Consider the following 20,698-nt stretch of genomic DNA (forward strand, 5'->3'; position numbering starts at 1 on the left):
GAGCTTGGTTAAAATTTTAACCAATGGCTTAGTCTAAATTTTCCATAATCGCTTTGACGGCGTGATAGGTCTGTTCGACCGCGAGGCTAAATGAGTCGTGCTTTGTAATCGAGTCTTGTGGGGCAACGTCGGGTTCGTAGACGTAGTTGCTGGCAGTTCTGATGGCGATAACCTTTTCAAAGTGGCATCGCTTAGCATCGGCTAAACGCATGCAAGCGGTAAGTATGCCAGAGTTCTCCATATCGCTAATGCAAAAATCCCCTTCGTTTTTGGTCTTCGGAGTTGAATCTGCGCACCATTGATTTGTCCAATGTTCTGCCCATTGCGCTAAGCGTTTGCCGTGCCAGTAGGCGTCCATTGAGAGGCCATCACCGACGATGCAATCAACGTTGCTGTGTGTGCAAATAATCTGTTGGCATTTATTAACTAGCGGTTGGTTAAGCGTGAATCGTTCGGTGCCGGTCAGCCAAGGAAGTTTTTCTTTATAAAATGTTTTTTCCTCGCTGCATTCGCGTGGGTCAATCTCAAAGCACAGACCATTGATGACATGTCGTAAACACACCACCGTTCCTAATCTGCCTTTACTCGGCATCAGTCCGCCAATACCAGCAATAATGATGTAACAGTCTGTTAGGTCAACCAGATGCGAAAGCCCGATTGCCATCATCGATGCAGAGGCATTGGCAATGCCCATGCCGGTGGTGATTAAGCCAATACCCTGAGAGTTATAATAAAGCGGAGAGAAGGCACCAGCAATCGGCAGTTGCTGAGTCAGCGCTTCTTTGCTTTTAAAGAGTTCATCTTCACCGGTAAACTCTGGAATATCGTCACTGCTATAGGCTGTGACAATCAAAAATTTTAATGCTATCGGTTGCATGTTTTTTCCTGTTTACCAAGCGCTAATCAACCCAATTAGGTATTTAACTAGTCGCAGATTATTTCGTTAATAATATCCAAGAAGCGTTGGTTACCGATACTGTTCGCCAGTGGAATGCAGTTCATACACATAAAGTGTACGAGGCTTTGGTCTTTCTTTTTATTCCAAAGATGAGCAATCCAATTCCATAAAATACCGTCGATATTATGGATGGCTGCAAAATAGGCTTGCTTGTCCGTTGACAGTTCTTCTAAAAGTTTAAGCACCTTTTTAAATTCTAAAAAACTACTAGCGCTGCCTTTAAGCGTTTTATCTTCTAGCTGACTGTTAATGTTGCGCGTCAGGTAAAGCAAACTCTTGTAGGTTCGATCGATCTGTTCGTAATCTTGCTCGCTTTGCTGTGGTTGGCTTGCGCTGTCTTGGGTTTTTTTTATCAGCAACCGCTGTACGCTTTGCTGAATAGAGTCCCAACTGGTTTGTGTATCCCAACTGCCGAGCTGTTCGGCACGCTGTTGCCATTGCAATTTTTGTTGCTCAGAAAATAACGCGCTAGTTAATTTTTCATTCTGTTGCTGTGTCAGGCTGTTGGCTGTAATCAGGCTGTGCAGGCTAATATCATCGCTAGGCGTTTGTGTTGTATTGAGTGATTTACGGTATTGCGCAGGCAGTCTGCGCAGTGCCGGTTCTGTTAAGCAGAACAGCCAATAATAAAAACATTTAAAGCGAATGGCCGAGCCTGCTTCTTTTTTAACCCGCGCCAAGTAAAAATATTTTACGTAACGCGCCAGTCGATTCTTGGCTCTGCCATCCCATTGGCAGGCGATGCTGTACAGTTCGTCCCAGTCTGAGTCTGCCAATGCTGCGACAATGGCGCATTTAAATGCATAACGACTGATAGCTTTCGGAATAGAGCGCGAGCCCAAACCTGAGAGTTTTTTTAATTCGCTAGCCAAATGGTCGAAATCATCTGGGTGGCTGAGTTGGCTTTCAATCAGCGTATATAAAATAATATCGCCGGAGTAGATGGCAGTTTTGTGATTGACAAACTGCTCTCGTAGCCACTGTAGCTGCTGTTTTTTTTGTTCAGAGTTTTTGAGCTTTCGTACCGCGATAAAACCAAAAAATAACCCAGCGGCGTGTGGGTTACGTTTATATCTAATAAGGCTTTTACAGCCTAAACGATAACTTAGCGACACCATTGCGGCATTGGCGCTGATCTTGGCTAGAGTCGACGGTGACGCGGCAAAGATAAACAGCGGTAAGCTTAAATAAAGCGGTAACACCAACGGTATTCTGAATACCGAAAAAACAATAAACAACAGCGCCCAATAGCCGACTGCAGCTAAAAGCTGGGTTAACTTTAAATGGCTGGTGGCAGAAATATCGCTGTCGATCCTGCTCGATTTTATGTCGCCAAACATAAAAAATAAAAACACCAAGATCAGTAGCACTATGCCCATAAAAGCACCTTGAGTTTACGTGCCAGCTGAATGAGATTGGGTTGTCTTTTTTCAGTGCTTGGCAGGGTGCTGTCAGAATTTTTTTGCGCTTCTTGGCTGTTGTTTTCTGTTTCGCTTTCGCTTAGATACCAGAACTCGGCCAACAGGCGCGAGTTGGGTTCTTGCAGTGCGGCCTTGGCTTCGCGGATTTCAAAACTGTCGCGGTTAAAGTCACCAAAGGGCGTTGTATAGCGCTCGGCATTGGGCACTTTAAATTGAATTTTTGCTTCTATTTCGCGCGCGGCCTTTTCGATATCGCTGTTACTGGCACTGGGTTCTAAACCTAACAACCAAAATGGCCACGCCAAGTAACGTTGTTTATCAATAGATTCCAGATTCATGGCTGCCTGGCTGACCTAAGTTTTTGTACTGTTGTGGAATGCAGCTAAACAACGCCGAAGTTAGTTTTTCTAACTCGCTGTAGTCTTTGTTGGCAATGGCTTCACGGCCCTGTTTAATGATCGCATCACTGCGTTTTGGGTCTGTTGAAGCGTGCGCAAACGAAGCCCAATGTTCAAACGGGCCACACCAAAATGCCGGATTATTTTTGCGCGCCGAGTAATTTAGCTGTTGTAAGCGTTCATGCAAACGTTCTAATTCGCCTTTGCGTTTATTACGAAAGGCAGACGCCATATGTTCGTTGCAGTCGGCTAAAATTTGCTTCTCGGTTTCATTGCCCCACTGCGCTACGCTGCTCGAAGTGTAGTAATAAAGCTGTTCAACTTCGTGGATTAGGTCGATTAAATCATCTTGCGATTCTATCGATTCGAAGGTCGCTTCAATGTCGACCAAAATGCGCGCAATACGATGGCAGCTATCGTCATCGGTATTGTTGTCATCCAATTCTGCAAGAATTGGTTGAATCTGTTCTACTAACGGATTCAGCTGGGCAATGGTTTTGTCTTGCCGTTCACTGAACGCCAACTTTATGCGTTGTGATAATTTATTATTCAGGCTGTGCGCCGAGGCGCGCAAGTTTGCCAACGATGAGGTTTCCATCATCAGGTTGGCAACCCCTTCAATGATGATGCCTTGATCGACAATTAACGCCTGTGCTTTTAAGTCGCCGCCACGGTCGACTTCGATAGTAATTTCAATTGCCGAGCCAACAGGTAAGGTCTTTTTCAGCTGCGCCGCCTCGATGTTTAGGCTACCAACCTTGCGGCAAAATCGAGATTGCTTACGCTCGCCCTGCACGATAGGAATGGTCATGACTTCGTTTGAACCGGGCTCTAACGGACTGACGGTCGATTGCATAAAGGTGCGCTTGGCAGGTAATGGCGTGCCGCGTTCAATAAATGAGCGGGCGTTGCCATCGGCCAGTGCCACACTGATGGTTCTGGCCAGCGGCGGATCAGACATATTAAGGCCATGCACAATGTTGATGCTTGAATAGCGAACCTCAAGCGGCTGTTTGTTAGCATCGAATCCGTGCAAGTTAAAACGGTTATTGTCACCAGCGGTAATCGCCAGTTCGGTCATGAAAAGGTTATCGTCAACGGCAATAAAGTCACTGTTAAAGTGACCGCGCTGGTCGCTGATTTTAACAAAGGCGAGCGCTAAATCTGGATCGACAACGCGGCCTAAAATCATCGGGTTCAACTCTGAGCATACGCTTGGGTATTGCAGCCAAAGCTGATTGCTTAAAGGGGCATTGGCGCTTTCGTCTTGGCTGCTTTCGCAACCTAAATTGATCGTGGCTGCATACAGTGCCGCGCCTTTAGAAACCAGCGCCATCGGGTCGCCATTGCCTTCGGCTAACGGCGCTAATTGTTCTGTGACTGCCTGTTGAATGATCGGCATGTTTGCCGGGCCGCCGACCAAGACAACACGGGCGAGTTTGTCTTTTTCGAGGCCGTGTTTTTGCAATAGCCGCAAACAGATATCGATAGAGCGTTGAATCAGCGGAACGCACAGTTCGCTCAGTTGGTTGCGATTGAATGCGATATCGTATTCGTAGTGCTCACCCTGATAGTCAAAGTCGAGTTCAAGCACACTGTGTTCGGTATTGGATAGGCGAATTTTTGTTGCTTCTGCGACGTCTTCAAAGTGTCGTTGAATGCTACTGATCTGTGCATCATGCTGGTCGATTTTGAGTGAGTGCTGCTGTTCGAGCTGCTGAAAAATCCACTGCACGATTTTACGGTCTATATCACGGCCACCTAAAAAGTTATCACCGTCGTGACCGACCACCCTTAATAAGCCATCGCGCGTTTCTAATAACGAAACATCGAAGGTGCCGCCGCCTAAGTCATACACCAGCCAGGCTTGGCCTGCGTGATCTTGGCTCCAGCCTGCGGCTAAACCAGAGGCTACAGGCTCAGGTAACAGCTCAACCTGCTCAAAGCCTGCTAAACGTGCCGCTTCGGCGGTGGCTTTACTTTGCGGGATTTCAAATAACGCCGGTACCGTAATGACTGCCTTGTTGATATCGCCACCGAGCTGTTCGCAAGTGATGGCTTTTAAGTATTTCAGCACTTCGGCTGAAAGCTCTTCGGCTTGCCACTGTTTGCCACGGCAGTCTGCTGAGCTGAGGCTTTGAGTGCCGAGCAGCCGTTTAAATTCTTTAAAGGTGTTTTTAGGATCGCTGTACAGGTGCTTTTTGGCTTTTTCGCCAACACTGATGCCAGTTTCAGTAACGCGCACTACAGAAGGGTTATTGACTTCGCCGCGGCTATTTAAGATCGGTTTAACTTCACCTGCTTCAAAATAAGAAACCGCAGAATTGGACGTGCCTAAATCAATGCCGATGTATCGTGTCGTGGTGTTCATAATGTCGTCGTATCATCCTAAATAAACGCTGGCTTGCGCACTGGGTGCGCTGCTTTTATGGATTTTTCCGCGTTAGAATATCGATTGACTTGGATCGGTTCAATGAGCAAAGCAGCGCTGGCTAATAGGCTTCATTGCTAAAGCGCTTAAGGTTTATCGCTAAAGCGCTAAGGCAATATCCGAACTTCTCGTTGCGGGAACGGGAATTCAAAGCCATGCTCGTTCATTAACTTCCAAATGCTATAGAGGATATCGGCACTGACGCGGTTTTCTCCATCGTCAACGGCATTCATCCAAAATTCCACCAGTAAGTCGATACCGTTATCACCAAAGCCTTTGATCTCGATATCCGGCTGTTCAGCGATTGAATATTGTGGCCCAGAAAGCACCTGCGGGTTGGCCTTTAGGCTGTCGATAACCAGCGGGAATAGCGCATCTAAATCGGTTTTGTAGGCAACACTGAAACTCAGGCTGTAGCGTTGTTGGGTGTTTTTGTGCGTCCAGTTAGTAAAGGTTTGCGAGAAGAACACATCATTGGGCACCACGATGTCTTTGCCATCAAAGGTTTCTAATGTGATCGAACGCAGGTTTAGTTCGCGAATAATGCCGCTTTGACCGCTTTCTAGCTCAATGTAATCACCTATCGATAAAGAGCGGTCCATGAGGATGATCAAGCCAGAAACAAAGTTAGAGGCAATCGATTGCAGGCCAAAACCCAAACCGACACCTAAAGCACCACCAAAGACTGCCAGCGTGGTTAGGTTGACGCCAACGACATTAAGCAGCAATACAATCAGTAGAGTAATAAAGCCGACTTCAAATAGCTTGGCGATAATTTCTCGTGTGCTCGAATCCAGGTGCTGTTGTTTGCGAATGTTCTGCTTTACCACTCGGTTCGACTCGCGGCCAAACCAGAACAGAATGCCGCCGATGTAAGCCAGCTTAACCACATCGAACAGGCTGATATTAATGCCACCAATGCTGAGTCGATAGTTATCTAAACTGTGAGTGATTGGGTCTAACAGGTCGAAAAAGTTCAGCGCGATAATTGGTGTAATGGAGTAAAGCAGCAAGCGGCCGATTTTTTTTGATGGAAATAAATACAGCGCCAAGTTCATCACCGCGAGCAAAAAGGCGATCGATTGAACGGCGATAACAATACGCTGACGCACCAGCGTGGCAAGGTATTGTTCGCTGAGCATAGCAAGGCTTAACACCCACAGCATAAGCAACAGGGTGAGTTGAATGCGTCGGTTTTCAATTAACGAACCGCTCTTAAAGGCCGGTTTTAGCAGCGCAATAAGTAGGCTGCAAAGCAATAGCGATGCAGCAAAGCTAATCGCCAACCAAGCCACAGGATGCACTAGATTAAAAGGCCCCGAGCTGGGTTCAAAGTTGATCAACCAACTTAACATGAGACGGCTCCTTGCTCTTCCAGTTGTTGCTCAGACAGAGAGATAAACTGCTGAATCTGTTTTTCGTATTTGTTTTCGTTGTGGTAACAAGCAAACAGTCGGCGCGATATTTTCGGTGCGTCTTCGATAAGATGCAGGCGCTGGCCCAGCTGGTCAGCGATAAGCTCAAATGGCAAGTAGGCGCAGCCTTCATGAGCTTGCAGAAAATTCATCGCAATGCGCGAAAGCGAGGTGTGCATCATCACCGGTACGTCGGCAAAGTTTTTAGCAAACTGAATGTTAAAGGTCGTGCCCCAGTCAACGGCGACATATTGCTGCAATGCATCGTCGGCGTTATCGCCCAGCTTTGGTGTGGCGACTAATACCAGATCGATCTCTTGTACCGCGAGTGAGCGAATGTCGGAATGTTTAGCGCTTTCATATAAGTAGGCGACATCTAATGTGCGGTCGAGCAATCGGCGCACCAAGACATCTTGCGGGTGCGCTTCGGCACGCCAAACAATACCCTGTTGGTCGTGATAACTTTTATTTAATGAGTCCTGTAAAAACAAATCCCATAGGCCTGCAATAGCACCAACGCCAAGCATGATGTCGTTGTTGCGATCAAGAGACACCTCCTGCTTTGCTCGCGCCCAAGCAATGACAATGGCTTGGGCGTGCGGTACCAGCCTGCGGCCAGTTTCGGTCAGCTGCAAGTTGTTGCGGTAGCGGGTGAATACCGGACTGCCGACAATGTTTTCCAGCTGCTTAATACGAGCGCTGACAGCGGCCTGTGTTAAAAACAGGTTTTCCGCTGCGCGACCAAAGTGCCGAGTTTGTTGCACCTCTAAAAAGGTTTTAAGTAAATCGATGTCCATTCAAATCTTCCAAAGCGAGCGCTACCTCGGGCTTGAGTTGCAGTGTGCGGGCATCATCGTAATTAGCGCGGTTGGCAAGAATACCAGTCGGGGTCATTAGGATGCCGATCACTGGGTCAAGGATAGGCTGTTCCTGCATTGGAATAAAGGCTAACTCATCACTTAAGCGCTGCGCGATGGCGGCATAGCTCAGTAGCAATTGAATGGTTGAATGCAGCTCGGCAACGCTGAGCAGCAAGTCAACATCACACTGATAGTCCGGGCTGCTTTGCAGCTGCGCTAACAGTTGCTGTTGCGATGCATTTAGCAGCGGCAAAATTGTGTTCAGTGCCGCGACATAGTCTGCATGAGTCGGCAGGCTGTTGGCGCTGTTTTGTTTGCGTTGCTTGAGCCGAAAATAATGGTATTCGTCGACCGCACTGCGCAGTGATTGCAGTGTTTCATCGAACGAAACGCCACAGACCCAAGCGGCTTGTCGGTTGTCTTGTTCGAAGCTGCCTTCGAATTGCCCGTCTGCCGAATAGATGGTCAGCTGCTTGTTTCGGTACTCGCCATGATAGAACAGGGTTTTGTCACTGTTGTTGACGATGGTGTGCATTGAATGGCCTCCAAGACTCAAATGCTGAGATCAGCAGAATGGCGCATACAGTACGGATTTTTAACGACGCCGCTAACAAGCTTTTTTTATGCTAACGACAAAAAAAATTTCGTCGACCTAACCGGGCTTTCAGTAGAAGATGCGCGCCAAAATTAACCCGGCTTTAGGAGTTTCGCCAATGCGCATCGCTATACTTTCTCGTAACGAAAATCTGTATTCCACTCGTCGTCTAAAAGAGGCTGGCGAAGCGCGTGGCCATGTGGTCGACGTTATCGATACCTTGCACTGTTATATGGACATTACTCGTTCACGGCCAACGGTTCGTTACCACGGTGAAGAGTTACCCTATTACGATGCGGTGATTCCTCGTATCGGCGCTTCCATTACTTTTTATGGCACCGCCGTGGTTCGGCAATTTGAAATGATGGGCACCTTTTGCGTTAACGAGTCGGTGGCTATTTCACGCTCACGCGATAAGTTGCGTTCGCTGCAATTGCTGTCGCGGCGTGATGTTGGTTTGCCGCGTACTGGTTTCGCCAGCAAACCCGACAACGTTAAAGACCTGATTAAAAATGTTGGCGGTGCGCCGTTGGTGATTAAGTTGCTCGAAGGTACGCAAGGCATCGGTGTGGTGTTGGCAGATACCAACAAAGCAGCCGAAAGTATTATCGAAGCCTTTATGGGCCTTAAAGCCAACATCTTGGTTCAGGAATACATTAAAGAAGCTAACGGTGCCGACATTCGCTGCTTTGTGGTCGGTGGCCGAGTTGTGGCTGCCATGAAGCGCCAAGCTGCGGCTGGTGAATTCCGCTCCAACTTGCACCGCGGTGGTCAGGCAGAGGTTGTGCGTTTGTCTAAAGAAGAGCGCGCAACCGCAGTTAAGGCCGCCAAGGTGTTGGGCCTGAATGTCTGTGGTGTGGATATTTTACAAGCCAACAGCGGCCCAGTGGTTATGGAAGTGAACTCATCACCGGGTTTAGAAGGCATTGAAGTCGCCACCGAAAAAGACATTGCCGGTTTGGTGTTTAAATTTATTGAAGAAAATGCCAAGCCAAATAACACCCGGACAAAAGGTAAGGGTTGAACATGAAAATAGCGGATTACGAATTTAAACCCGGCAGTCGCACCAGCGTTCAGCTGCCGGTGGTTAGCCTATACACCAATACCGAGGTGAACATGCCGGTGCATGTTATTCGCGCTAAAAAACCGGGCCCGGTGGTGTTGGTTTGCGCCGCGGTTCATGGCGATGAGTTAAATGGCATCGACATTGTGCGTCGGCTGATCCAAATGAAGTCGCTGCGTTTATCGCAAGGCAGTTTGATTTTGGTGCCCATGGTGAACGTTTATGGCGTGCTTAACCAAAGCCGTTATTTGCCCGATCGTCGCGACCTAAACCGTAGCTTTCCGGGCTCGGCCAAAGGCTCGTTTGCCGGTCGTGTTGCCGAGCAGTTTATGTCCGACATCGTCTCGTTGTGTGACTACGGCATCGATTTGCATACCGGCGCGATTCACCGCAGTAATCTGCCACAAATTCGCGCCAATCTGGACGATGAGCAGACCTTGAGCATTGCCCAGAGTTTTGGTGCGCCGGTATTGATTAACTCTGAGCTGCGCGATGGCTCATTGCGTCAAGCCGCAGGTGATATGGGCAGCCGCTTTTTGGTTTACGAAGCAGGCCAAGCTTTGCGCTTCGATGAGGTCTCTATTCGTGCTGGTGTTAAAGGCGTGTTAAATGTTTTGGCCGCTTTGGGCATGTATCGTCGTTCAAAGTCGAGGCGTGAGCGTACGCCCTTTATTGCCAACAGCAGTGCTTGGGTACGTTCGGGAGACAGCGGTATTGTCAGTCACATAGTGCAGTTGGGTGATCGCGTGCGAGCCGGAGATCTGTTGGCTGTCATCCGTAGTCCAATGGGTGAAGTGTTGGACGAAGTGCGCGCCAGTCGTGAAGGCATTGTTATTGGCAAGCAAAATATTCCGCTGACGCACGAAGGTGAAGCGATGTATCACGTTGCATTCTTTCAAGAAAATATAGCAGAGGTGGCTGGCGCGGTTGATTCAATGGCGCAAGAGCTCACTTCTTAATAGCAAGTATTAGAAAGTAGTAGCAAGATTCGATTGATCTGGAGGTAAAAAGATCGTGTCTATTTCTGGCTTTATGTTGCCGATTGCGGGCGTCGTTTTCGCATTGCTTAGCCGAGCGTCTTTACGGCGTTTGGTGAAAAGTTCTGCGATTAAAAAGGCGGTTAACGAGAAGCGGCTCTATTATGTATTACGCAGCATCGATGGCCTGTTTATCATCGGCTGTTTTATTGTTTTTCTGACCTATGCCGGTTTGGATGTTGATGACTTGGGCGTGTTTTTAGGCTCTATTATCGCGGTGCTGGGCGTGTCGCTGTTTGCTCAGTGGTCAATACTGAGCAACGCCACGGCGAGTATTTTAATCTTTTTCTTTTTCCCGTATCGGGTCGGCGATAGCATCACCATATTGGACTCAGAAAACAGTGTGCACGGCACAATAAAAGAGATTGCTTTGTTTCACGTTATCTTGTCGAGTGAAAACGGCAGTACCATTACCTTTCCCACCTCATTGATCTTTCAAAAGGCCGTGACGGTGAATGCAAAACATGGCTCGGAGGTTTAGATGGGCACAACAGAAAAACTGATTATTGGCACCATTGAAGAGTGTGCATTGCCCGAGCTGGGCATCGAAACCCTAACCGTTCGAGTCGACACAGGCGCGAAAACATCGTCGTTGCATGTTGATGAAATTCATCCATTTCATAAGGCGGGTAAGCCGTGGGTGCGTTTTAATATTCATCCGAATATTCATAACGTGACCGAAGTGATTGCCTGCGAAGCACCGATCTATGATATTCGGCGTATTAAAAGTTCTAACGGTGGTGTCGATGAACGCATCATCATTAAAACAACCTTTGGCATTGCCGATCAGCAATGGCCGATTCAGCTGTCGCTAACTGATCGCAGCGAAATGACCTACTTGATGTTATTTGGCCGGCAAGGCATGGGTGATCGAGTGTTAGTCGACCCTTCTAAGCGGTTTTTAATAAACCACCCTCAGGATTAACAAAACTGGCAGCCATTGGCTGCCAGCTTTTTTCCAATCAGAGCTTTTTGAATCGGAGTCCTTTGAATTACAGAGCCCTGTTTATAGCGTTTAGATCGCCACATTAGCTAGGTGGTGGTACAGCGGAATGCCCCAAATGACATTAAAGCTGAAGGTGATCGCGAGGCTAGCAACCAAGGCTTGCGCGACATTCGCTTGTGGCTGCGCCTGCTCAAAGACCGCCGGTACGGCAATGTACGAAGCACTGGCCGCCAATGTCATCAGTAGCGTTGCGCCACCAACACTCAAACCTAATAACAGTGACGTGCCCAGACCAATCATTGCCGCCAATATCGGCATGAAGATAGCAAAGCTAATCAGGAACAATGCATTGTTACCAAACTGGCCAAACTTGCCGCCAGCAATAGCGCCCATGTGAATTAGGTAAAGCGCGAGCATGACTGCAAATAGTGGTTGCAGCTGCTTGATCATCGGCTGTGCAATATCGCCATAGAGCGCGCCGATCACCAAACCAATCAGTAATAGTACTAAGCTTTGATGGCCAAAAATTGTTTTTAATGAGGTATGGGATTTTTTGCGGTTTAACCACCACAGCCCAACTAAAATAGACGGCAATTCGAGCAGCGCAACATACAGATTAAGCTCTGCTTCGTAGCTGATATTTTTGAGCTGTAAAAAACTGATCGCCACGGCAAAGGTCCCGACACTGACCGAACCGTAATGCGCCGCTAATGTAACGCGGTCAGCCTGATTCAGCGGGCTGAAAAATTTAATCACCAGCATGGCGACCAGCGTTAATACCACGCCGAGTAACACAACAATAAGGCTGTTGCCGATCAATCCTAAGGTGAATTCTGAGGTCAGCGCGAGGCCGCCTTTTAGGCCGATGGTTAATAACAGAATGTAGGTGAGCAGCTGATAGGTGGCTGGCTGGAAGCTTAGGTCTACGCCCAGTCTGCGAATAATTAAACTGGCTAAAAAGAACAGCGCGAGGATATCGGGTAAAAATGAACTCATGCTGCCGATCTCTTATTTTTAGTTGGCTGAAAAGAGCCTTGTTTGCGCGCTTGCCATACAACATAAAACGCCAAAGCGCCGAGTAGGGCAAAGTAATTGCTGACCATCATGCCGGTGCTCTGAGCAACGAGGGTTACCGCCAGTAAGGCCAGTAGGGTAAGCACGGAAAATAGAAACGTCATAATGACTCCTTAGTTAATAGTATTAACAGACTTTAAAAACGTTCTGGGTCGCCAGTAAATAACGCCTGCAGAGCAGGGCCGTCATTTAAGCTTTGCGACATATTACGGAGCCGGTTTATAATTAAAAATATATATAAACTATCAACAGTATAGATTTTAATTTATGAATAGATCGACTCATAAACCCAGTATGCGGCAATTGCAGTTGCTTAAAGCACTGGTCGAAACGCAGAGCATCTCTAAGGTTGCCGAACAGGAGTTTATCTCTCAGCCGTCGGTTTCTATTCAGCTAAAAAAGCTGGCGCAATTGGTTGGTACGCCGCTGTACCGAATAGAAGGCCGACAAGTGCAGATTACCGAAGCCGGTCAGGTGCTATACCGCTGCGCACAAGAGATCGATGCCAATATCGATAATATGTTTAGCGAGTTGGCTGCCTTGCAGGGCTTACAGGCCGGTACTTTGCGGCTAGCGGTGGTATCAACGGCGCAGTATTTTATGCCCATTGTGTTAGGGCCGTTTTACCAGCGTTATCCCAATATCGATGTGCAGCTGACCATTGCTAACCGCGAAACGGTAATCAGTCGGTTGCAGCAAAATAAAGATGATTTTTATCTGTTCAGCCATTGCCCAGAAGATTTAGACATCGTTAAAGAGCCCTTTATGGATAACTCGCTGATCGTTATTGCGCCGGAACAGCACGCTCTAACGCAGCAGTCGAAGATTGGTTTGACCGATTTGCAGCAACATCCTTTTGTGATGCGTGAGTCTGGTTCTGGCACGCGACGCAGTATTCAGCTGTTTTGCCAGCAGCACGATATTCACCTTGCCGAGCGCATGACAATTGAGACCAATGAGGCGATTAAACATGCGGTGGCGTCGGGTTTGGGCTTGGCGATTCTGAGTCGTCACACACTCGACTACACCAATATTTCTGGCTTTGTGCGTTTGGATGTTGAGCACTTTCCCATTGTTAGTGAATGGTACTTGGTGCATGCCCGGAAGCGGGCGTTATCGACACTGGCTAAAACCTTTCACGACTATATGCAGCAAGAAGGTAAGCAGCTGTTGATGCGTTTAGCTAAATAGCAGCGTTGCCTGTGGAATCGACAACGCTGCTTGTTCAGTGCTTTAAAGCATGGCTTATTTAAAGGCTTCGGGCTTTTCGGTGGCGGTGCTTTGGCGATCTAACGTGCCGACATCTAATAGCGGCGCAGCATCGATGTGCTGAGCGTCCATCATGTGGGCAATGCGCTGCAACGAGGCAATGATCATGGTTTGCTCCCATTGCTGTAAGTCGCCAAATTGTCGAGCAAACTGTTCCTGTAGTGGTGTTGGTGAATCCTTTAGTACCTCAACACCCTCGTCTGTGAGTAGCGCAAAAACCTTGCGCTTGTCTGTGGTTGAACGTTCACGCACAACCAGTTCGCGCTTTTCTAAACGATCGATAATCGACGTCACCGTCGCTTGGCTTAGGCTCATATTGCCTGCTAATTCACCAATGGTCTGGCTGCCTTTGTCGCGCAAAATCTGCAATAACAATAATTGAGGCGCGGTGAGGCCGGTGGTTTTGGCCAAATGTTTGGAGTGTAAATCGGTGGCTCGAATCACTCGCCGTAAGGCGACGAGGACTTCATCGATGTTTTCCATGAATCGGTTTCCATTTGCGTTATTAATCCTAAAAAGCACTTTTTAGCTGAAAAAGCATTTTTTAATCTATTGAATACTAAGTATTTAGTATACGTCTGAAAGCCGCTTTGTTACTAGCGTTGGCGGGTTTTATTTAAAAAATCCATGTAATCAATGGATATTTTATTTTGAATTGTAACTTTTATTTCATAATCCATTGTGTACAATGAATATATTCATCTTATCTATCGCCACTTTTCTGGTTTTTATGGGCCTTGTAGCGATACATAAGCTGGATGTTAAGTTTATTTGCATAGTAAACAAAATATTCGTACAGCATGGAAAATACTGACACAATGGAAACTTCGCATAGTCAGGCGATGTCTAGAGGTCAATTGACTTTGTCATCGCCGAAACCGACAGATGGTGTGTGGGTTAACCGACTGATTGCTCGGTGCCAGCCACTGGATACCAATTCAACCTATTGCAACCTGTTGCAATGTGATCACTTTGCCAATACCTCGATCATCGCTAAGCGAGATCAACAGGTGGTCGGCTTTATCAGCGCCTATGTTGTGCCTGATCGCCCCGAAACACTCTTTGTTTGGCAAGTTGCCGTCGATCAGAGTGAGCGAGGCACAGGCCTTGCCACTCGGCTATTAGGTTCTTTGTTAGAGCGTGAATCGCTGGCTGACATCGCCTATATCGAAACCACCATTACCAAAAATAATGCAGCCTCTTGGGCACTGTTTAAGCGTTATGCAACACGCTTAGAGAGTCCGCTTAATGCCACCGAGCACTACCAATCTAATGAGCACTTTAACGGCGAACACGACAGCGAATGGCTGGTGTGTATTGGCCCTATTGCTCGCTCAAATTATCAGAATCAGTCAACGTCATTCGTAGGAGAGACCATGAAAATCTTTGAAGAGTTTGAATCAGAAGTTCGTTCTTATTCACGATCATTCCCCAATATGTTTGACCAAGCGCAAGGCGAAATTTTGCGTGACAACGAAGGCCGCGAATATCTCGATTTCTTAGCCGGTGCCGGCACACTTAATTACGGCCACAACAATCCAGCCTTAAAAGAAGCCTTGCTTGAGTACATTGCACGCGATGGCATCAGTCATGGTTTGGATATGCACACCAAAGCCAAGGCGGAATTTCTAGAAGCCTTTAACGACATTATTTTGCAGCCGCGAAATTTAAACTATGTCATGCAGTTTACTGGCCCGACTGGTACCAATGCTGTTGAAGCGGCGCTTAAGGTGGCGCGCAATGTTACCGGCCGTGAAAATATTATTTCGTTCACCAATGGTTTTCATGGCGTCAGCATGGGTGCGTTAGCCGCAACTGGTAATTCGCATCACCGTGGTGCCGCAGGCGTTAGTCTTTCGGGTGTTAGCCGTATGCCGTTCGATGGTTACTTAGGTGACGATGTTGATACCAATGCTTACCTCGACAAGGTCTTGTCGGATCCGAGCAGCGGCATCGATACGCCAGCGGCGGTGATGGTTGAAACGGTTCAGGGCGAGGGCGGTGTTAATGCTGCCAGCTTTGAATGGCTGCAAGGTTTGCAGGAAGTTTGCCGTAAGCACGATGTGTTGTTGATTGTTGATGATATTCAAGCCGGTTGTGGTCGCACCGGTAGCTTCTTTAGTTTTGAAGGTGCCGGAATCGAACCTGACATTGTCACGCTGTCGAAATCGCTGAGTGGTTATGGCTTGCCGTTTGCGGTTGTGTTGATGAAACCAGAACTGGACCAATGGAAGCCGGGTGAGCACAACGGTACTTTTCGTGGCAACAACCTAGCCTTTGTCACTGCCAAGGCGACGCTCGAACATTATTGGCGCGATGCTGAGTTTTCACGCAGTGTCATTAAAAAAGGTCAGTACGTTGAAAAACGACTCAACGCGATGGCCGAAAAATACAGCCAAGGCAGCTTTAGTGTTTGTGGTCGAGGCATGTTCTTAGGCATTAACTGTATCGATGGCGACATTGCTTCGAGCATTACTAAGCATGCTTTTAAAAATGGTTTGGTGATCGAAACCAGTGGTGCAGAAGATCAGGTGGTGAAGATTTTCTGCCCGTTAACGATCAGCGAAGGCAACTTAAAGCGTGGCTTGGATATTTTAGAAAAGGCCGTTGCTCAGGTTTGCCAAAGTCTCAATTCGTTGCCTGATGATGGCGACTATTTCGATCATGTTCAGGTCGACGACGATGTTAAGTGGGTCGGCTAGTGCGAATTTAACGGATAGTACTGGCTTAAAAAAACGTTAAACGTTTGATCTTTATTTAACGATCTAGGAGACAAAAATGATAGTTAGAACATTGCAACAAGCAGAGCAGAATGGCCGTAAAATTATTTCTCCCGATGGTAATTGGGATAGCACCAGAATGTTATTAAAAGATGACCAGATGGGTTTTTCATTCCACATTACCACCATCTATAAAGGTGCCGACTTTGCCATGCATTACCAAAATCATTTGGAATCGGTGTACTGCATCAGTGGCGAAGGTGAAGTTGAAACCGTCGCCGACGGCAAGGTGTACCCGATTAAACCGGGCACGCTTTATATTTTAGATAAGCACGACCAGCATTTTTTACGCGCCTTTTCCGAAATGAAAATGGCCTGCGTATTCAACCCGCCTCTGTCTGGCAGTGAAGTTCATAACGCCGAAGGCGCCTATGAGCTTGAAGCCGACGCGTTAGATCTCTGATCGAGATAAATTCCAATCGATGGGCACTCGTCTGTTGTCGTTGCCCATTTTTTTACAACATTAGGCGCATTAACGGTTAGCCGTTGGCGTCGAAAAATCGACAACAACCTATTAAATAGAGAAAGAACCGAGAAGGTTATAATGCATACCGTTGAAAAAATTGGTGGTACCTCGATGAGTGATTACTCATCGGTTCGGGACAATATTGTACTGCAACCCAGTACTGGCGACGGCTATTACAATCGAGTATTTGTTGTCTCTGCGTATGGTGGTATTACCGATAAATTATTAAGCCACAAAAAAAATGGTCAGCCTGGTGTATACCAGCTTTTTTCCAGCAGTGTTGAGGATGACAGTTGGCTGGCTGCATTAGAACAGGTGCAGCAGGCGATGCATCAGCTCAACGCAGAATTTTTTAATGATCCATCGTTAGCAGATCATTTTGTTAATGAGCGTTTGCTGGATGCAAAAAAATGTTTGCTCGATTTACAAAGCCTGTGTCGGCATGGTCACTTTTCACTGGATACGCACCTGCATACCGTGCGTGAAATGCTCGCTAGTATTGGCGAAGCACACAGTGCTTGGAACATGACTGAGCTGTTGCAACGTGACGGCATTAACGCACGCTTTGTTGATCTGAGCGGCTGGCGCGCACAACATCACACCACACTCGACGAACGCATTGTCGCAGCGTTTGAAACAGTCGACCTCGATAAAGAATTACCCATTGTTACTGGCTACGCGCACACCAGTGAAGGGCTAATGACCACCTTCGATCGTGGTTACAGTGAAATGACGTTCAGTCGTTTGGCGGTGGTAACCCACGCAGCAGAAGCGATCATTCATAAAGAGTTTCATCTTTCCAGCGCCGACCCGCGTTTAGTCGGTGAAGGCAACGCGGTGCCCATTGGCCGAACCAATTATGATGTCGCCGACCAGCTGGCTAATTTGGGCATGGAAGCGATCCACCCTAAAGCGGCAAAAGGTTTGCGCCAAAATAATATTCCATTGCGGGTAAAAAATACTTTTGAGCCTCAACACTACGGCACCTTGATTACGGGTGAATACGTTAGTGAAACGCCATGCGTTGAAATTATCGCCGGTACTCAAGGCGTGTATGCGTTGGAGGTTTTTGATCAGGATATGGCCGGTCTGTTTCATAGCTACGATGCAAAGATCATTCAGGTGATTAAAGAATATAGAGCGCACATCGTTTCTAAAGATATCAACGCCAATACAGTGACGCACTATTTATCAACCAATTTAAAAACCGTTAACCGCATTCGCAGAAAGTTGGAATCGCTTTTTGTTGAAGCAGAAATCGACCAAAAGAAAGTCGCCGTGGTTTCGGCTATTGGTTCGGATTTAAAAATCAGCGGCATGCTTGCCAGTGCCAGCAGCGCTTTAGCCGATGCCGGTATTGATATTCTGGCGGTGCATCAATGCATGCGTCAGGTAGAAGTGCAATTTGTTATTAACGAACAAGATTATCAGCAGGCGGTAAAAACATTACACGCTGCTTTTGTTGAGGTGTTCGATCATGGCAGAGCGATCTGCTTAGCATCCTAACGGCGAGTGATATCGATATTACTCGCAATTCATTGTAACGAATTAGGTTTAAACATGAGCGTTAAATTAGAAGTAAAGGGTTTATATAAGGTGTTTGGTGCTAACCCTCAAAAAGCGTTAGCGCTACTCGATCAGGGCAGTGATAAGGACAGTATTTTTGAATCCACCGGAATGACGGTGGGTGTTAAAGATGCCAACCTTGCAATTGAAGAGGGTGAAATCTTTGTTGTCATGGGTTTGTCTGGCTCCGGTAAGTCGACGTTGGTTCGCTTGCTTAATCGGCTGATTGAACCATCGCGCGGCGAGGTGTTGATCGACGGTGAAAACATTCTCGACATTAATGAAAAACAATTACGTGACGTTCGTCGGCAAAAAATTTCAATGGTGTTTCAGTCGTTTGCATTGATGCCACATATGAATGTTTTAGATAACGCCGCCTTTGGTTTGGAGCTGGCCGGTGTCAATGTTGATCAACGCCATGAAAAGGCGATGCAGGCATTGGAGCAAGTGGGTTTGGAGAACCACGCAGAAAGTTATCCCGATGAACTTTCCGGCGGCATGCAACAGCGTGTTGGTTTGGCGCGAGCGCTGACCAACGACCCGGATATTCTATTAATGGACGAAGCCTTTTCGGCATTGGATCCGTTAATCCGAACCGAGATGCAAGATGAATTAGTGCGCTTACAAGCAGAACAACAACGCACAGTAGTCTTTATTTCTCATGACTTGGATGAAGCCATGCGCATTGGTGATCGCATTGCCATCATGCAAGGCGGTGAAGTTGTGCAAGTCGGTACTCCGGATGAAATTTTAAATCAACCGGCTAACGATTACGTTAAGTCGTTCTTTAAAGGGGTCGATGTTGCCAATGTGTTTTCCGCAAAAGATATCGCCCTGCATCTACAAACCACCATTGTTAAAAAAGACGCCGACAAAGGCCTGCGCACCGGCCTAAAAGTGTTGCGTGATAACGACCGAGATTTTGGTTACGTGGTGTCTAAAACCAATCAATTTATTGGCGTTGTTTCGGCTGAATCACTGCATCAGGTTATTAAGCAGGATGAGCCATTTGAGAACGCCTTGTTAAATGACATAAAACCGATTCAAGCAGAAACCCCAATCAGTGAAATCATGAGCATCGTGGCGCAGATGGTTTGCCCTGTGCCTGTCGTGGATGAGCAGGGTAAGTATCAAGGCTATATCAGCCGTACTCGTCTGTTAGAAACCTTAGATAGGGAGAATTCATAATGTCGAGCGAAACTGTTAGTGACCCTTGGTCAACACCCGCCAGCGATACCAGCACGACCGGTTCAGATCCGTGGGGAACTCAAACCGATGCCGACGCCGGTGCCTTTATGTCGGCAGCAGAGTCCGCACCAGAACATAGTTTTTCTCTGAGTCAGCCGTTCGATCACGAACTGATCCCGCTACAGACTTGGGTTGAATATTTTATCGATTGGTTGGTCAGCAACTTCCGGCCGTTTTTCTCGCTGATTAAAGCGCCAGTCGACGCCACCTTGCAGGCTGTCGATGTCGCCTTTAACGCAGTGCCACCGTTAATGATGATCGCCCTGTTGGCGTTATTAGCTTGGCAACTAACTGGGCGCAGAGTGGCTATCGGCACACTTGTGGGTATGAGCTTTATTGGTGCCATTGGCGCTTGGCAAGAAGCCATGACAACGCTGTCATTAGTGGTGACTTCTGTGCTGTTTTGTATGGTGGTCGGTATTCCTGCGGGCATTGGCATGGCCAGCAGTGATCGCGCAGGGAAAATCGTGCGGCCCATTCTAGACACCATGCAAACCACTCCGGCGTTTGTTTATTTGGTGCCGGTGGTGATGCTGTTCGGTATCGGTAATGTGCCCGGCGTTGTCGTGACCATTATTTTTGCCGTGCCGCCAGTAATACGACTCACCAATTTAGGCATTCGCCAAGTACCCGAAGACCTAATCGAAGCCGCCAATTCTTTTGGTGCCAGCAAATGGCAAAAGCTATTTAAAGTTCAATTGCCACTCGCCATGCCAACCATTATGGCAGGTGTTAACCAAACCTTGATGCTCGGCCTTTCGATGGTGGTCATCGCTTCGATGATCTCAGTAGGCGGTCTCGGCCTAATGGTGCTACGCGGTATTGGTCGACTAGATATTGGTTTAGCAACCGTTGGTGGTATTGGCATTGTGATTCTCGCCATTGTCTTGGATCGCATGACGCAATCTCTAGGTCAGGATGCTCGCGGCAGAGGTACTCGCCACTGGTATCAAAGCGGCCCAATTGGTTTGTTGCTGAAACTGTTTCATTCAAACAGGGTTGAAAGCAAAAAATAATCGCAGCTGTAAGCCTGCCAAAAACTTCTAAGCAATTAGAAATGTTTCAACAGGCTTAGAGGAATTTAGAAAAGCTAGAAAGTTTAGAAAGAGCTAGAAGTAGCTAGAAAGTTTAGAAAGAGCTAGCAAAAAATTAGCAAGAGCAAAGTCACAAA

20 protein-coding genes and 1 pseudogene are annotated in these 20,698 nt (G+C 47.4%); 11 read left to right on the forward strand and 10 right to left on the reverse strand.

Annotated features, from left to right (window positions below):
* Positions 1-28: 28 nt before the first annotated feature.
* From FME95_RS12745 to FME95_RS12775, 7 genes are all read right to left on the reverse strand, one after another.
* Positions 29-877: a nucleoside phosphorylase-I family protein gene (locus tag FME95_RS12745; protein ID WP_147714884.1), complete on the reverse strand. Its 849-nt coding sequence runs from the start codon at positions 875-877 to the stop codon at positions 29-31.
* A 47-nt stretch (positions 878-924) separates the two neighbouring features.
* The gene (locus tag FME95_RS12750; protein WP_147714885.1) at positions 925-2,337 is read right to left on the reverse strand and encodes a hypothetical protein; all 1,413 of its coding nucleotides are present in this window, start codon (positions 2,335-2,337) and stop codon (positions 925-927) included.
* The gene (locus tag FME95_RS12755; RefSeq protein ID WP_147714886.1) at positions 2,328-2,717 is read right to left on the reverse strand and encodes a hypothetical protein; all 390 of its coding nucleotides are present in this window, start codon (positions 2,715-2,717) and stop codon (positions 2,328-2,330) included. Before FME95_RS12755 ends, FME95_RS12750 begins: the two co-directional genes overlap by 10 nt.
* Positions 2,698-5,148 (reverse strand): Hsp70 family protein, encoded by a 2,451-nt coding sequence (locus tag FME95_RS12760; protein ID WP_147714887.1) that lies wholly within the window; start codon positions 5,146-5,148, stop codon positions 2,698-2,700. Before FME95_RS12760 ends, FME95_RS12755 begins: the two co-directional genes overlap by 20 nt.
* Before the next feature lie 167 nt (positions 5,149-5,315).
* Complete coding sequence (locus tag FME95_RS12765) at positions 5,316-6,563, reverse strand: mechanosensitive ion channel family protein (RefSeq protein ID WP_246109380.1); 1,248 nt, start codon at positions 6,561-6,563, stop codon at positions 5,316-5,318.
* Positions 6,557-7,420 carry a LysR family transcriptional regulator gene (locus tag FME95_RS12770; protein WP_147714888.1) on the reverse strand — a complete coding sequence of 288 codons (864 nt, stop codon included), beginning with the start codon at positions 7,418-7,420 and terminating at the stop codon, positions 6,557-6,559. Before FME95_RS12770 ends, FME95_RS12765 begins: the two co-directional genes overlap by 7 nt.
* Positions 7,401-8,018 carry a hypothetical protein gene (locus tag FME95_RS12775; protein WP_147714889.1) on the reverse strand — a complete coding sequence of 206 codons (618 nt, stop codon included), beginning with the start codon at positions 8,016-8,018 and terminating at the stop codon, positions 7,401-7,403. Before FME95_RS12775 ends, FME95_RS12770 begins: the two co-directional genes overlap by 20 nt.
* Before the next feature lie 178 nt (positions 8,019-8,196).
* On the opposite strand from FME95_RS12775, the gene rimK reads away from it, so the two are divergent.
* The 4 genes from rimK to FME95_RS12795 are packed head-to-tail and all read left to right on the forward strand — an operon-like array spanning position 8,197 to position 11,103.
* On the forward strand, positions 8,197-9,102 hold the full coding sequence (gene rimK / locus FME95_RS12780) for a 30S ribosomal protein S6--L-glutamate ligase (RefSeq protein ID WP_147714890.1): 906 nt from the start codon (positions 8,197-8,199) through the stop codon (positions 9,100-9,102).
* Between the two features lie 2 nt (positions 9,103-9,104).
* Positions 9,105-10,100: a succinylglutamate desuccinylase/aspartoacylase family protein gene (locus tag FME95_RS12785; RefSeq protein WP_147714891.1), complete on the forward strand. Its 996-nt coding sequence runs from the start codon at positions 9,105-9,107 to the stop codon at positions 10,098-10,100.
* Between the two features lie 55 nt (positions 10,101-10,155).
* Positions 10,156-10,659, forward strand: coding sequence for a mechanosensitive ion channel domain-containing protein (locus tag FME95_RS12790; RefSeq protein ID WP_222709990.1), 504 nt, complete (start codon positions 10,156-10,158; stop codon positions 10,657-10,659).
* Positions 10,660-11,103 (forward strand): ATP-dependent zinc protease family protein, encoded by a 444-nt coding sequence (locus tag FME95_RS12795; RefSeq protein ID WP_147714892.1) that lies wholly within the window; start codon positions 10,660-10,662, stop codon positions 11,101-11,103.
* A gap of 90 nt (positions 11,104-11,193) precedes the next feature.
* On the opposite strand, the gene FME95_RS12800 is transcribed toward FME95_RS12795, so the two are convergent.
* On the reverse strand, positions 11,194-12,120 hold the full coding sequence (locus FME95_RS12800; RefSeq protein ID WP_147714893.1) for a sodium-dependent bicarbonate transport family permease: 927 nt from the start codon (positions 12,118-12,120) through the stop codon (positions 11,194-11,196).
* Positions 12,117-12,302, reverse strand: coding sequence for a hypothetical protein (locus FME95_RS12805; RefSeq protein WP_147714894.1), 186 nt, complete (start codon positions 12,300-12,302; stop codon positions 12,117-12,119). The genes FME95_RS12800 and FME95_RS12805 overlap by 4 nt, the downstream gene beginning before the upstream one ends.
* 163 nt (positions 12,303-12,465) lie before the next feature.
* Here FME95_RS12805 and FME95_RS12810 point away from each other — a divergent pair, with 163 nt between their 5' ends.
* Positions 12,466-13,389, forward strand: coding sequence for a LysR family transcriptional regulator (locus tag FME95_RS12810; RefSeq protein ID WP_147714895.1), 924 nt, complete (start codon positions 12,466-12,468; stop codon positions 13,387-13,389).
* A gap of 54 nt (positions 13,390-13,443) precedes the next feature.
* Here the strand turns inward: FME95_RS12810 and FME95_RS12815 are convergent, their stop codons facing one another.
* Complete coding sequence (locus FME95_RS12815) at positions 13,444-13,950, reverse strand: MarR family winged helix-turn-helix transcriptional regulator (protein ID WP_147714896.1); 507 nt, start codon at positions 13,948-13,950, stop codon at positions 13,444-13,446.
* 359 nt (positions 13,951-14,309) lie between these two features.
* On the opposite strand from FME95_RS12815, the pseudogene ectA reads away from it, so the two are divergent.
* The 6 genes and pseudogenes from ectA to proW form a co-directional block, all read left to right on the forward strand.
* A pseudogene (gene ectA, locus FME95_RS13685) lies at positions 14,310-14,783 on the forward strand (diaminobutyrate acetyltransferase); the annotation flags it as partial.
* Positions 14,784-14,843: 60 nt separating this feature from the next.
* Positions 14,844-16,169 (forward strand): diaminobutyrate--2-oxoglutarate transaminase, encoded by a 1,326-nt coding sequence (gene ectB, locus FME95_RS12820; protein ID WP_222709994.1) that lies wholly within the window; start codon positions 14,844-14,846, stop codon positions 16,167-16,169.
* Between the two features lie 76 nt (positions 16,170-16,245).
* A complete protein-coding gene (locus FME95_RS12825; RefSeq protein WP_147714897.1) occupies positions 16,246-16,650 on the forward strand; it encodes an ectoine synthase in 405 nt (134 codons plus the stop codon).
* Between the two features lie 141 nt (positions 16,651-16,791).
* A complete protein-coding gene (locus FME95_RS12830; protein ID WP_147714898.1) occupies positions 16,792-18,219 on the forward strand; it encodes an aspartate kinase in 1,428 nt (475 codons plus the stop codon).
* Between the two features lie 54 nt (positions 18,220-18,273).
* Entirely contained in the window at positions 18,274-19,467 is a 1,194-nt protein-coding gene (gene proV / locus FME95_RS12835) for a glycine betaine/L-proline ABC transporter ATP-binding protein ProV (RefSeq protein WP_147714899.1), read from the forward strand.
* On the forward strand, positions 19,467-20,543 hold the full coding sequence (gene proW / locus FME95_RS12840) for a glycine betaine/L-proline ABC transporter permease ProW (RefSeq protein ID WP_147714900.1): 1,077 nt from the start codon (positions 19,467-19,469) through the stop codon (positions 20,541-20,543). The genes proV and proW overlap by 1 nt, the downstream gene beginning before the upstream one ends.
* Positions 20,544-20,698: the final 155 nt, after the last annotated feature.

This window comes from Reinekea thalattae (assembly GCF_008041945.1).
Classification (GTDB): domain Bacteria; phylum Pseudomonadota; class Gammaproteobacteria; order Pseudomonadales; family Natronospirillaceae; genus Reinekea; species Reinekea thalattae.

What these genes read in the sequence shown, in the direction of transcription:
- FME95_RS12745 (WP_147714884.1), bottom strand. Translation starts at nt 877, where the DNA reads ATGCAACCGATAGCATTAAAATTTTTGATTGTCACAGCCTATAGCAGT.
- FME95_RS12750 (WP_147714885.1), bottom strand. Translation starts at nt 2,337, where the DNA reads ATGGGCATAGTGCTACTGATCTTGGTGTTTTTATTTTTTATGTTTGGC.
- FME95_RS12755 (WP_147714886.1), bottom strand. Translation starts at nt 2,717, where the DNA reads ATGAATCTGGAATCTATTGATAAACAACGTTACTTGGCGTGGCCATTT.
- FME95_RS12760 (WP_147714887.1), bottom strand. Translation starts at nt 5,148, where the DNA reads ATGAACACCACGACACGATACATCGGCATTGATTTAGGCACGTCCAAT.
- FME95_RS12765 (WP_246109380.1), bottom strand. Translation starts at nt 6,563, where the DNA reads ATGTTAAGTTGGTTGATCAACTTTGAACCCAGCTCGGGGCCTTTTAAT.
- FME95_RS12770 (WP_147714888.1), bottom strand. Translation starts at nt 7,420, where the DNA reads ATGGACATCGATTTACTTAAAACCTTTTTAGAGGTGCAACAAACTCGG.
- FME95_RS12775 (WP_147714889.1), bottom strand. Translation starts at nt 8,018, where the DNA reads ATGCACACCATCGTCAACAACAGTGACAAAACCCTGTTCTATCATGGC.
- rimK (WP_147714890.1), top strand. Translation starts at nt 8,197, where the DNA reads ATGCGCATCGCTATACTTTCTCGTAACGAAAATCTGTATTCCACTCGT.
- FME95_RS12785 (WP_147714891.1), top strand. Translation starts at nt 9,105, where the DNA reads ATGAAAATAGCGGATTACGAATTTAAACCCGGCAGTCGCACCAGCGTT.
- FME95_RS12795 (WP_147714892.1), top strand. Translation starts at nt 10,660, where the DNA reads ATGGGCACAACAGAAAAACTGATTATTGGCACCATTGAAGAGTGTGCA.
- FME95_RS12800 (WP_147714893.1), bottom strand. Translation starts at nt 12,120, where the DNA reads ATGAGTTCATTTTTACCCGATATCCTCGCGCTGTTCTTTTTAGCCAGT.
- FME95_RS12805 (WP_147714894.1), bottom strand. Translation starts at nt 12,302, where the DNA reads ATGACGTTTCTATTTTCCGTGCTTACCCTACTGGCCTTACTGGCGGTA.
- FME95_RS12810 (WP_147714895.1), top strand. Translation starts at nt 12,466, where the DNA reads ATGAATAGATCGACTCATAAACCCAGTATGCGGCAATTGCAGTTGCTT.
- FME95_RS12815 (WP_147714896.1), bottom strand. Translation starts at nt 13,950, where the DNA reads ATGGAAAACATCGATGAAGTCCTCGTCGCCTTACGGCGAGTGATTCGA.
- ectB (WP_222709994.1), top strand. Translation starts at nt 14,844, where the DNA reads ATGAAAATCTTTGAAGAGTTTGAATCAGAAGTTCGTTCTTATTCACGA.
- FME95_RS12825 (WP_147714897.1), top strand. Translation starts at nt 16,246, where the DNA reads ATGATAGTTAGAACATTGCAACAAGCAGAGCAGAATGGCCGTAAAATT.
- FME95_RS12830 (WP_147714898.1), top strand. Translation starts at nt 16,792, where the DNA reads ATGCATACCGTTGAAAAAATTGGTGGTACCTCGATGAGTGATTACTCA.
- proV (WP_147714899.1), top strand. Translation starts at nt 18,274, where the DNA reads ATGAGCGTTAAATTAGAAGTAAAGGGTTTATATAAGGTGTTTGGTGCT.
- proW (WP_147714900.1), top strand. Translation starts at nt 19,467, where the DNA reads ATGTCGAGCGAAACTGTTAGTGACCCTTGGTCAACACCCGCCAGCGAT.